The sequence below is a fragment of the Acinetobacter sp. CY73 genome (assembly GCF_059515865.1).
This window is the reverse complement of record NZ_JCAKMZ010000025.1, coordinates 42,734-55,652: the sequence shown is the minus strand read 5'-3', so window position 1 is coordinate 55,652 and position 12,919 is coordinate 42,734. Positions and strand designations below refer to the sequence as shown.

Sequence of the window (12,919 nt, the reverse complement as noted above, 5' to 3'; positions counted from 1 at the left end):
TTCTACTGACATTTCTACGTTGTCACCAGGCATAACCATTTCAACGCCTTCTTGAAGAGAGATCGCGCCAGTTACGTCAGTTGTACGGAAGTAGAACTGTGGACGGTAACCGTTAAGGAATGGAGTATGACGACCACCTTCTTCTTTAGAAAGTACGTATACTTCTGCATCGAATTTAGTGTGCGGTTTGATCGCACCTGGTTTAGTCAATACTTGACCACGTTGAACGTCTTCACGTTTAGTACCACGTAGAAGTACACCACAGTTCTCGCCAGCACGACCTTCGTCAAGCAATTTACGGAACATTTCAACACCAGTAACTGTCGTTACTTGTGTATCACGGATACCAACGATTTCAACAGACTCGCCTACTTTAACGATACCAGACTCAACACGGCCAGTCACTACTGTACCACGACCTGAGATTGAGAATACGTCTTCGATTGGCATAAGGAATGCTTTATCGATTGCACGTTCTGGCTCTGGAATGTAAGAGTCAAGCGCTTCAACAAGAGCAACAACAGCTGGCTCGCCGTATTGACCTTGGTCACCGTTAAGTGCAAGAAGAGCAGAACCACGGATGATTGGAGTATCATCACCAGGGAAGTCATAAGTAGAAAGAAGTTCACGAACTTCCATTTCAACGAGTTCAAGAAGCTCTTCGTCATCAACAAGGTCGCATTTGTTTAAGAATACAACGATGTAAGGTACACCTACCTGACGAGAAAGAAGGATGTGTTCACGAGTTTGTGGCATTGGACCATCAGTCGCAGCACACACAAGGATCGCACCATCCATCTGAGCAGCACCAGTAATCATGTTCTTAACATAATCGGCGTGACCTGGGCAGTCTACGTGTGCGTAGTGACGAATAACTGAGTCATACTCAACGTGTGAAGTATTAATCGTAATACCACGTGCTTTTTCTTCAGGTGCAGAGTCAATTGCAGCGTAGTCTTTCGCTTCACCACCAAAAGTTTTTGCACAAACAGTTGCAATTGCAGCTGTTAAAGTTGTTTTACCATGGTCGACGTGACCAATTGTGCCCACGTTAACGTGTGGCTTATTACGTTCAAACTTAGCCTTAGCCATGAGATCTTCCTTTTTAAATAACTCATGAGGGTTAGCCCATGAGCATTTGGTTGTAACTATGAATTAGTTTGGTGCTTATAGTAATCTAAAGATTACTCGTCGTCACCTTTTTTACCGCCAGACTGGAATTTAGAAATGATGCCTTCAGCCACGTTACGTGGAGTTTCAGCATATTTAGCAAATTCCATAGAGTAAGTCGCACGACCTTGAGACATAGAACGCATATGAGTTGCGTAACCAAACATCTCTGCCAATGGAACTTCAGCACGAATTGCTTTAGTACCACCAGGTAAATCGTCCATACCTTGAACCATACCACGACGACGGTTTAAGTCACCCATGATATCGCCCATGTAGTCTTCTGGAGTTTCTACTTCAACTTTCATGATAGGCTCAAGCAAGATTGGATCTGCTTTCATGAAACCATCACGGAATGCGTAAGAACCCGCCATTTTGAACGATAATTCGTCAGAATCGACATCATGGTAAGAACCGTCGAACAATGTCGCTTTGATGCCCACTACTGGATAACCAGCAAGTACACCATTCTTCATACGTTCTTGGATACCTTTGTCAACTGCGCCGAAGAATTCTTTAGGTACAACACCACCTACAACTTCTTCAACGAATTGGTAGTCTTTGTCAGAATCTTCTGGCATTGGCTCAAGACGAACATATACATGACCGAATTTACCTTTACCACCAGTTTGACGTACGAACTTACCTTCTTGCTCAACAGATTTTTTAATCGTTTCGCGGTAAGAAACCATTGGCTTACCAATGTTCGCTTCAACACCAAATTCACGTTTCATACGGTCAACAATGATGTCAAGGTGAAGTTCACCCATACCAGCAATAATTGTTTGACCTGATTCTTCATCAGTACGTACGCGGAATGATGGATCTTCTTTCGCCAAACGACCTAAAGCAACTGACATTTTTTCTTGGTCAGCTTTAGTTTTAGGTTCAACTGCAAGTGCAATTACTGGCTCTGGGAATTCCATACGCTCTAGTGTAATTACGTGGTTTTCATCACATAATGTATCACCAGTCGTCGTGTCTTTAAGACCTACACACGCCGCGATGTCGCCCGCACGAATTTCTTCGATATCTTTACGGTCATTCGCATGCATCTGTACGATACGGCCAACACGCTCACGCTTCATTTTCACTGGGTTATAACACGGGCTACCCGCTTTAAGAACACCAGAATAAACACGTACGAATGTTAAGTTACCTACGAATTTATCGTTCATGATTTTGAACGCTAACGCAGCAAACGGTGCTTCATCAGACGCTTCACGTGAACCTTCAGTTTCAGCTTTATCATCAAGGATACCCTTGATCGCTTCAACGTCAGTTGGCGCAGGTAAGAATTCAATTACAGCATCCAACATACGTTGAACACCTTTGTTTTTGAACGCAGAACCACAAAGCATCGGTTGAATTTCGTTTAACAATGTACGTGAACGAATACCAAATACGATTTCTTCTTTCGTTAACTCGCCTTCTTCAAGGTACTTGTCCATGAGCTCTTCTGATGCTTCCGCAGCAGCTTCGATCATGTTAGTACGCCATTCGTTAGCTAATTCAACTAAGTCAGCAGGGATGTCGCCATATTCGAATTGCATACCTTGAGATGCTTCATCCCAAATGATTGCTTTCATTTCGATTAGGTCAACAACACCTTGGAAGTTTTCTTCAGCGCCGATTGGAACAACGATTGGCACTGGGTTACCGCCAAGACGTGTTTTAACTTGCTCTACAGCACGGAAGAAGTTCGCGCCAGTACGGTCCATTTTGTTAACGAACGCAATACGTGGAACTTTATATTTATTTGCTTGACGCCATACAGTTTCAGACTGAGGTTGTACACCACCTACAGCACAGTAAACCATGCACGCGCCGTCAAGAACACGCATAGAACGCTCAACTTCAATCGTGAAGTCAACGTGTCCCGGGGTGTCAATAACGTTAATACGGTGTTGCTCAAACTGGTTACCCATACCTTTCCAGAAGCATGTTACTGCTGCTGAGGTAATAGTAATACCACGTTCTTGCTCTTGCTCCATCCAGTCAGTCGTAGCTGAACCTTCATGAGTCTCACCTAGTTTGTGGCTCTCACCTGTGTAGAACAAAATACGTTCTGAAGTGGTCGTTTTACCAGCATCGATGTGAGCAGAAATACCAATGTTACGGTAACGAGAAATTGGGGTTTGACGAGCCATGATTTCTTGCATTCCTAAATTTGTTGTTTAAAACAGGACGCTTTAAGCTGCTAGGCAGCTTAAAGCGCTTTGACGACAGTTCAGTGAAACTGATCTATCTTCATCCTGATTAAGGTCTCTTAACCTATTAGAAACGGTAATGAGAGAATGCTTTGTTGGCTTCAGCCATACGATGCACGTCTTCACGTTTCTTAATCGCTGAACCCTTACCTTCAGCTGCATCAAGCAACTCACCAGCAAGACGTAAAGCCATAGTTTTTTCAGAACGCTTAGCAGCAGCATCTACTAACCAACGCATAGCTAGAGCAGTACGACGGGATGGGCGCACTTCCATAGGTACCTGGTACGTAGCACCACCAACACGGCGTGCTTTTACTTCGACCATTGGGCGAACTTTTTCAAGAGTAGTCTCGAAGAAGTCAACTGGGTCTACTTTGTTTTTTTCTTGAACGCGATCCAAAGCACCGTAAACGATACTTTCAGCAATAGACTTTTTACCATCTTGCATTACGTGGTTCATGAATTTAGCGATTGTTTGGCTGCCGAACTTAGGATCCGGAAGGATTTCACGGGCAGCGACTACGCGACGTCTTGGCATTTTAATACACCTAATAAAATTGACACTTCAGGTTTATCCAGCATCAGTGCAAAGTGTCATGCACCATTCGCTGGCCTTACTACACGTCGCTTGAATTTCACAAAATTAAATGCAGAAATCAGACAAGCGAGACGATAAAGGATTGCGGTATTACGTTCTTAAGAGCAATTTTTAAAAAATTAATTCTTAAAAATTATTTCTTCGGACGTTTAGTACCGTATTTAGAACGTGACTGGTTACGATCTTTAACGCCAGCACAGTCTAATGAACCACGAACGGTATGGTAACGCACACCTGGTAAATCTTTAACACGACCACCACGGATAAGAACAACACTGTGCTCTTGTAAGTTATGGCCTTCACCACCGATGTAGCTAGAAACTTCAAAACCAGAAGTTAGGCGAACACGGCAAACTTTACGCATTGCTGAGTTAGGTTTTTTAGGTGTAGTCGTGTAAACACGTGTACAAACACCACGACGTTGTGGACAAGCCTTCAACGCAGGAACTTTTGATTTTTCAATCAAAGTTGTACGACCCTTACGGATCAACTGATTTGTTGTTGCCATTTGGCAATTCTCCCGTTAATTAAAAGCCCCAAAAAATACTACTTTTTGAGGGCATGCAATTGTATGCCAAGATGTAAAATTGGTCAACATTCATCGACCCACCATTCAACTATCTCATATCAATTTTTCAGATATGAAATGATCAAATTCAAGCTTTTACATCTAAGCTCAGCATAACTTTAATTTTTAGGGTTATTTTTAGCTTGCGAGTCTTTATTTACGCGCTTCTTTACTGCTGTTTTCGCTTGAGACTCTGATTTCTCTGGCGTAGTAGCATCGTCCTCATTTTCTGTTATTGCTTCACCTGTGCTTGAACTTTCGATAGGATATTTTTGTTCATCCCCATCTAATGCTTGAACGAGTTCATCGCCCCCCTTGTCTGCTAAAGACTTTTGAGACGTGCGCTCTTCCACAGGCTCGACATATTCCTCAACAAGTTTTTGCAATCCAACTTCAACGGGCTCAGCCTTAACAGTCGGCTCTTCGCCTTTGAGTTTGATCTCAACCTTTTTGATCACTTCATTCTCAACCACGACTGTCGATGGCTCGATTTTCTGAGTTTCTATCTGCTGTGGTTCAGCAGAAAGTAATGGTGTGGCTTGAGCGATTAAAGCAACTGATTTTTCATACGCTGATAGCAGATCAATTTTTTCATTTGGATGTTGAATTAAGTATTGTTGTGCACCTGAAAATATTTGCTGTGCTTTCAAATTCGCATCATCAATTAACTTCCAACTGTATACAGCGCCGATACCCGCACCTGCAATTGGTGTCAATTTTGCTAGAAATGAAACTTGCGGGACTTTATTGAGCCATGACCATTTCAATGTCCCATCACTATTACTCAACCAGTTTTTTAAAGCAGTAAAGTCATTGCTTGAGCCCAACATTTTTTGCAGTTGCTGTGTGTCTTGCGTTTCGAGTAAATTTGAAAAAGCTCTTAAAGCCACAAGCAGTGTTTGCTTCTCAGCAATTGATCCAAAATCAACCTGACGAAACACATACTCCACCACCTGCTGTTCACTCTCTCGATCCAATTCAAAACCATGAGCTCGACCCGATTGGTAAATCATTTTTAAGGTTAAAGCCAATGACAGAGGAATATCAATCGCTGAACCAAGAACACCTATAGCACCAGACACAGCACCAACAAGGGCTGCAACCGTTTTGTTTTGATTTGCTAAAGCCACTCCAATACGATTTGCTCGATCTGGATCTTCTGCCAATTCTGACAGGCTCTTCGCCCCGACTTCTTTTAATACATGATCCACTGAACTTTGTTCAGAAACAAAATCATTTAACTTATCAAAGAAAAAATCAGAAATCTTATTGTTAATGTCTGGAGAAATGAATGAAGCAACATTATTCACTTTATTAAAATGACGTCCTAATAATTGCTGTGTCACCTTAGGAACATGTGAGCGGAATAGCGCTTGCGGATTTTCATAGCTCTTTTTATCTGACATGTTCTTCTCACTTTTAGTTGGGTATGGTTGTGTTAATTCGTTTGATTTATTCTGCTGTTCACTATTCATTTCGAGCACAGATGGTTCTAATGGCGCTTGATCGAGTTTTGCAACTGAACCTGGAGCCACATGATTCATCAAGTCAAAGCCTGTAGCAGTGAGCTTTTTAGCCACTCCTAAGGCTTGAGAAATCAATCCTGCTGCTTTGTTCTTATTAGAATTTGCCATTTATCGGCCACCTTGAGTCATATTCTCATTGGTCTAAAATACTATGTGGAGTCGGGATTTAACTCAACTTTAAAGTGTTTCAATTGGTTATCACTTGGTGAACATTTATGCCACTCCTGATTTTCAAGTAACGACATAGATTTGCCATAAGCTTTTAAAGTGCTTTCTGCTATTATTACGCTAATTTTCGACAAAAGTAATGTCATTCATTATTGCTTAACTCACAACTCTCAACTTGAGCAATCTCGTCATTACTGCAATGATCACCATAATAGGGAACTTTAAATGAAACGTGTTGTAATCACGGGTATGGGCATTAACTCATGCATCGGTAATACATTAGAAGATGTGACTCATTCTTTAAAAAATGGTATTTCAGGGACACGTTTTAACCCGACTTATGAAGAATTAAATTTCAAAAGTCATGTCAGTGCTGCTGCTGAACAAAACTTTGATGCCATTGATCGTAAATTAAAGCGCTTCATGGGTGTGTGTGCCATGTATGCATACAACTCGGCAGTTGCTGCTGTTGAGCATGCAGGTCTTACAGCTGAACAATTGGCAGGCAATCCTCGTTACGGTATCGCGGGTGGTTCAGGTGGTGGTTCTACTGCCTCTGTGATTGAAATGAATGAACTGTTACAAACCAAAGGCGCACGTAAAGTCGGTCCTTTCTTTGTGCCACGTAATATGTCAAACACCATTACAGCCAACGTTGGTGTAGCCTTCAAATTACAAGGTGTTGCCCACTCTATTACTAGCGCGTGTGCAACTTCTGCTGATGCAATTGGTTACGCATATAACCTGATTCAATTGGGTAAACAAGATTTAATGCTTGCTGGTGGCGGTGAAGAAGATCATTGGTCACAAAGCTTACTGTTTGATGCGATGGGTGCTTTATGTTCTAAATACAATGATGCGCCTGAAACGGCATCTCGTCCTTATTCTGCTGACCGCGATGGTTTCGTGATTGCGGGTGGTGGCGGTTTCGTTGTACTGGAATCACTTGAACATGCGCAAGCGCGTGGTGCAAACATTCTTGCTGAAGTGGTTGGCTACGCTGCAAACTCTGATGGTGCAGATATGGTTGCGCCATCTGGCGAAGGTGCAACACGTTGTATCCTGATGGCTTTAGAAGAAGCAAAACAACACGGCGTTGAAAAAGTGGACTATGTCAATACACATGGTACCTCTACGCCAGCGGGTGATGTGACTGAACTTCAAGCAATGGGTCGTGCTTTTGGTGAAGGCAATGTACCTCCACTCAGCTCAACCAAATCAATGACAGGTCATAGCTTGGGTGCTGCTGGTGTTCAAGAAGCAATTTACTCTGTATTGATGATGCAAAATGACTTTATTGCGCCAAACATCAACGTGACTGAATTGGATGAAGGCACAAAAGGTTATGACATCGTACTTGAAAAACGTGATGCAAAATTGAATACTGTCATGAGTAACAGTTTCGGTTTTGGCGGTGTAAATGCTTGTCTCGTTTTCAAAAAATGGGAAGGCTAATTTAAAAATGGTTGATCGGTCTACATAGAGAGATCAACCTTTCTACACCGCCCCTCATAGGGTGAATAGATGGATGCTCCTTCAGATGCTTTCCTTTGGGTCAAAGCACTACATATAATTGCTGTGGTATGTTGGTTCGCAGCATTGTTCTATCTACCTCGGCTTTATGTCTACCATGCTATGAGTGATGATGCGATTAGTCATCAACGCTTCCAAATCATGGAACGTAAGTTGTACCGAGGCATTATGTGGCCCGCCATGATTGCCACGTTGGTCACAGCACACTTCTTGGTCGATTGGGGTGATGCCACACAGCACTATCACGACGCCTTATGGTTTTATCTCAAAGTGGGCTTGGTTGGATTATTGGTCATTTATCATTTGGTCTGCGGGTATTATCGTAAGAAACTGATGATGGATGCACATTATAAGTCGCATAAGTTTTGGCGTTATTTTAATGAAATGCCGACCTTCATCTTATTTGCCGTCATTATTTTAGTGGTTGTCAAACCCACCTTCTAAAATAAAAAAATCCCCGAAATGTCGGGGATTTTTTATGCTTTCATGTACGGTATAAAATTACTTTTTACCCATTTTTTTGATCCGTGGGATATAGAGCACACGGTATGTTACCGCCAGTAGAATAAGCCATAATGGGCTGATCATCAGTGCTTTTAAGGTATCAGGCTCTAAACTTAAAATAATCAAAGCAAACAATAAGAATGCTAAAACCACGTAAGACATCGCTACACCGCCTGGCATTTTAAAATTCGATTTCGCATGCAATTCAGGACGTAATTTACGATAGCGGATATAACACACCATAATGATTGCCCAAATGCTAATAAACAGAATCACACAAAGCGAACTTGCTAAGGTAAAAGCTTCCATTGTATTTGGTACAAAATATTGAAAAGCCGCACCAATCATGATAAACGCACAAGAAAAGAATAAACCTTTAGCAGGTACAGCTCGACTCGATAATTTTGCTAAAGCTTGCGGAGCTTGGCCATCTTTTGCTAAACCAAACAACATACGACTGGTTGAGAATACACCACTGTTCATGGATGACATCACTGAAGATAAAACCACTAAATTCATGATCAACGCTGCACCACCAATCCCTGCAAACAGGAACAGGCTAACAAATGGGCTTTTATCGGCAGGAATCATATTCCAAGGTGTGACTGACATGATCATCACTAAAGACAATACATAGAAAATGATAATACGTGTTGGAATCGCATTCACAGCTTTGGGTAAGTTTTTCTCAGGATCTTTGGTTTCTGCAGCCATCGTCCCGAGTAATTCAACACCCACGAATGCAAACATTGCGATCTGGAAACCTGCTAAAAAGCCCATTCCACCTTTAGGAAACATACCGCCATGCGACCAAATATTGCTGAAACTTGCCACTGATCCATTCGGTGCTTGGAAACCCGTAAACACCATGAATATTCCAATACAGATCAATCCAACAATCGCTAGAATTTTGATGAGTGCAAACCAAAACTCAATCTCACCGAACAGTTTTACCGTAACCAGATTGATTGCCAAGATAAACAGCACACATCCTGCACTGATGGCGGCTTGCCCCATCGGAGTAAACATCTGATCAGGTGGCAGCCAAAAACTCAAATAGTTGATAATCGCGGCTAAGTCCGCGATACCGACCAAAATCCAACCCAACCAATATGACCAGCCAATATAATAACCCGCACCCGGTCCAATCAGGTCATGCGCCATATCAATGAATGATTTGTAGTGCAGATTGGAGAGTAAAATCTCCCCCAATGCGCGCATGAGGAAAAAAAACATCGCACCAATAATCATATAAATAATGATAATCGATGGCCCAGCAAGTGAAATTGTTTTACCCGAACCCATAAATAAGCCCGTACCAATTGCACCACCAATTGCAATCAATTGTAAGTGGCGATTGGACAGCTTCCGTTGCAACTCATTGGGAGATGAATGTTCATCTACATTCTTTGTTGTTGTCATTTTTTGAACTTCCTTATAAAACCATTTAAATCACACAGCTGTTGAATACAGCATTCCTCTGCCGATCTTTGTGACTGTGTTTAAAATCACGCCTTAAGCATAAAGCGTTGCCCTAAATCATAATGAATCTTAGAAAAAATTAATCTTTAAAATTTATTGTGCTGCCACAACTGCAATTTCAATCAACCATTTAGGATTGACTAAATCCGCTTGAATCGTTGCACGAGATGGTGGAACAGTGCCTCTCATCCACTCCACCCAAAGTTGATTGACCTTAGGAAAGTCATCCAAATGCTTCACAAACAGCTGTGCAGATAACAATCTTGATTTATCTGTACCCGCTTGAGCCAGCAAAGCGTCAATTGTTGCCAAAACATCTTTGGTTTGGGCCTCAATATCATCTTCAGTTATTTTTGGAACCTGACCAGACAAGTAAACCACTTGGTTAAAAATGGTGATCGCACTCATCACTTCAGTGCTGTTGATTTTTTGAATATCTTGATGAGACATGTGTATTTCCTTATGTTAAATATATCTATATTAAAAAATTTGAATATGACGTTTCTAATTCAATGCTTCGTATTTTGCTTCGTTGTATTTAGATTCGTTGTATTTAGATTCATTGCGTTTAGATGCTTGGCTAAATCGATCTTTTAAAATCATCATTTTATACATTGAATGACTCAATGTTAGGGTTGAGAGTCAGCACGTTCAATTTCAAAATGAACTCGGGCTGTAATTCCACACATCAATTCGTATCCCACGGTCCCTGAACCTGCTGCAACCTCATCAATCGGTAAAATTGCACCTTGTGCGGACATCCCCCAGAGCACGACTTCACTACCAATTTTCGTTTTTGGTAAATCCGTTAAGTCGACGGCCAGCATATCCATACTGATGCGCCCTAAAATTTGGGTTCTTTGAGAATCCACCAATACTGGAGTTCCTGTTTGAGTGATCCTTTGATAACCATCTGCATAACCACACGCCACGATGCCAACCACCATGTCTTTAGATGCAGTAAAGCGTGAACCATAACCTAATGTCTGTTGCGTTTTTATAGGTTGAATCGCAATGATTTGACTGCGTAGAGATATGGTAGGTTTCAAATCCCAGTCTTGGATGCTATGTGTAGGATAGTCAGGAGAACTACCGTATAACATGATTCCGCTTCGCACCACATCCGAATGTAATTGCTTGGAATGCCTTAAAATCGCAGCACTGTTACTGACTGAGCACGCACCATCTAAACCTTGAATCGTCGCTTCAAAAAGCTCCATTTGATAATCCACACCTTGTTGCCCCAAACGCTCCCCATCGGCATCAGAAAAATGAGTCATATGGGTGATAAATCCAATACATGCGAGTGCGCGAAGCTGCTGCCAAACAGCGTGATATTCATTGCTTTGAAATCCTAAACGATTCATACCACTGTTTATTTTTAAGAAAATATCAAACTGATGCGAGGCAGTGTTTACTTCTGAATAGTCCTTTAACCATTCGACTTGATAGGCACTATGTACGGTAAAACTTAAATTAAATTCAGCACATGCATTCAAATCATCTGCACTAAAAATGCCTTCGAGCAATAGAATTTTTCCCTGCCAACCCAATGCGCGAATACGTTTCGCTTCAGCAATATCCAATAATGCAAAACCATCAGCCGATTTAAAAGACTCATAAACTCGCTCAATGCCATGACCATAGGCATTGGCTTTGACCACAGCAAAAACTTCGCTATGTGGAGCACACTTCTTTGCGATCGCTAGGTTATGTTGCAATGCTGCACTGTGAATAACCGCTTTAATTGGACGCGACATGCTCTTCATTCCTTGAATATAGTTGAGCTTAAAATTATTGTTATGCTTCTATCAAATCAATACATCATTCAAAAACTTTAAAAAACATCAAAAGCTCATGCAGCCTTAAGCTGCATGAGGATAACGTTGGATCGATAGACCTTCGGTACTGATATCTGTTTGATGATTCATCACCAAATCACTAATCAATTTTCCTGAACCGCATGCCATGGTCCAACCTAATGTGCCATGACCTGTATTTAAGAACAGATTGCTAAACCGTGTTGCACCAATGATTGGGGTACTGTCTGGTGTCATTGGGCGTAAGCCAGTCCAGAAAGATGCATTCGCCATATCACCCCCTGGGAACAAATCTTGCGTCACCATTTGTAATGTTGCACGGCGATCTTCATTTAGCCCATGGTTGAATCCACTTAACTCTGCCATTCCACCCACACGAATGCGCTGATCAAAACGAGTAATCGCGATCTTGTAAGTTTCATCCAGTACCGTCGACTGCGGTGCAAAATTGGCATCCACAATCGGAATGGTGAGTGAATACCCTTTCACAGGATAGACAGGCAAGTCTAAATTCAATGGTTTGAGGAAATCACGTGAATAACTCCCAAACGCCAAAATATAACGATCGGCTGTAAGCACTTCACCATTGACGACAACACCTTTGATTTCATCACCTTCAACCACTAAACGCTCAACATTTTGGTTGAATTTAAAATCAACACCCATCTCTTTCGCCAAATTTGCTAAAGCATTGGTGAATAAATAACAGTCGCCTGTTTCATCATTGGGTAAGTGCAGTCCACCGACTAATTTATCTTTAGCATACTCAAGTGCAGGCTCAACTCGACTTAAATCATTTTGATTCAGTAATTCGTAGCTCACGCCACATTCTTTAAGCACTTCAATATCGCGCTGAACAGCTTCGAGTTGAGCCTCTTTACGGAACACTTGCAGAGTTCCTTTAGAGCGATTTTCATAGCTGATCCCTGTTTCTTTACGTAATTCACGTAAGCAATCACGGCTATATTCAGCAACACGCGTCATTCGTTCTTTATTTATTGCATAACTTTGTGGGTTACAGTTTTTCAGCATTTGTGCCATCCACTGTAACTGCCACATGCTTCCATCTACATTGATGGCTAACGGTGCATGATGTTGGAACATCCATTTGACCGCTTTAAAGGGAATGCCCGGTGCAGCCCACGGTGTAGAATATCCTGGAGAGATTTGTCCTGCATTACCGAAGCTGGTTTCTTCGGCTGGACCTGATTGGCGATCTAAAACTGTGACGGTTGCTCCCTGCTGCGCTAGGTAATACGCACTTGCAACACCGATGACACCACTACCTAAAACAATTACGCGCATTTCAAATCCTTCCTGCACCATTTAGTTTATTTCAC

The 12,919-nt window shown here is 41.9% G+C and carries 11 protein-coding genes; 2 read left to right on the top strand and 9 right to left on the bottom strand.

Annotation, left to right across the window (positions count from 1 at the left end; translation table 11 throughout):
- The 5 genes from tuf to AC5YD2_RS12065 all read right to left on the bottom strand — a co-directional run.
- The coding region (gene tuf / locus AC5YD2_RS12085; protein WP_496125999.1) for an elongation factor Tu at positions 1-1,092 on the bottom strand (1,092 nt) is incomplete at its 3' end.
- A gap of 92 nt (positions 1,093-1,184) precedes the next feature.
- Positions 1,185-3,320 (bottom strand): elongation factor G, encoded by a 2,136-nt coding sequence (gene fusA / locus AC5YD2_RS12080; protein WP_496126572.1) that lies wholly within the window; start codon positions 3,318-3,320, stop codon positions 1,185-1,187.
- A 127-nt stretch (positions 3,321-3,447) separates the two neighbouring features.
- Positions 3,448-3,918, bottom strand: coding sequence for a 30S ribosomal protein S7 (rpsG, locus tag AC5YD2_RS12075; protein ID WP_196423482.1), 471 nt, complete (start codon positions 3,916-3,918; stop codon positions 3,448-3,450).
- A 193-nt stretch (positions 3,919-4,111) separates the two neighbouring features.
- The gene (rpsL, locus tag AC5YD2_RS12070) at positions 4,112-4,486 is read right to left on the bottom strand and encodes a 30S ribosomal protein S12 (RefSeq protein WP_004648013.1); all 375 of its coding nucleotides are present in this window, start codon (positions 4,484-4,486) and stop codon (positions 4,112-4,114) included.
- A 179-nt stretch (positions 4,487-4,665) separates the two neighbouring features.
- Positions 4,666-6,180, bottom strand: a complete 1,515-nt coding sequence (locus AC5YD2_RS12065; RefSeq protein WP_496126571.1) for an EcsC family protein — start codon at positions 6,178-6,180, stop codon at positions 4,666-4,668.
- Positions 6,181-6,465: 285 nt separating this feature from the next.
- Here AC5YD2_RS12065 and AC5YD2_RS12060 point away from each other — a divergent pair, with 285 nt between their 5' ends.
- Positions 6,466-7,695, top strand: coding sequence for a beta-ketoacyl synthase N-terminal-like domain-containing protein (locus AC5YD2_RS12060; RefSeq protein ID WP_496126570.1), 1,230 nt, complete (start codon positions 6,466-6,468; stop codon positions 7,693-7,695).
- A gap of 69 nt (positions 7,696-7,764) precedes the next feature.
- Positions 7,765-8,217, top strand: coding sequence for a CopD family protein (locus AC5YD2_RS12055; RefSeq protein ID WP_496126569.1), 453 nt, complete (start codon positions 7,765-7,767; stop codon positions 8,215-8,217).
- 57 nt (positions 8,218-8,274) lie between these two features.
- Here the strand turns inward: AC5YD2_RS12055 and AC5YD2_RS12050 are convergent, their stop codons facing one another.
- The 4 genes from AC5YD2_RS12050 to AC5YD2_RS12035 form a co-directional block, all read right to left on the bottom strand.
- Positions 8,275-9,699 carry an amino acid permease gene (locus AC5YD2_RS12050; RefSeq protein WP_496126568.1) on the bottom strand — a complete coding sequence of 475 codons (1,425 nt, stop codon included), beginning with the start codon at positions 9,697-9,699 and terminating at the stop codon, positions 8,275-8,277.
- Between the two features lie 153 nt (positions 9,700-9,852).
- A complete protein-coding gene (locus AC5YD2_RS12045; RefSeq protein WP_496126567.1) occupies positions 9,853-10,209 on the bottom strand; it encodes a RidA family protein in 357 nt (118 codons plus the stop codon).
- Between the two features lie 179 nt (positions 10,210-10,388).
- Positions 10,389-11,519, bottom strand: coding sequence for an alanine racemase (gene alr, locus AC5YD2_RS12040; RefSeq protein WP_496126566.1), 1,131 nt, complete (start codon positions 11,517-11,519; stop codon positions 10,389-10,391).
- Between the two features lie 105 nt (positions 11,520-11,624).
- Entirely contained in the window at positions 11,625-12,884 is a 1,260-nt protein-coding gene (locus AC5YD2_RS12035; RefSeq protein WP_496126565.1) for a D-amino acid dehydrogenase, read from the bottom strand.
- Between the last annotated feature and the right edge of the window lie 35 nt (positions 12,885-12,919).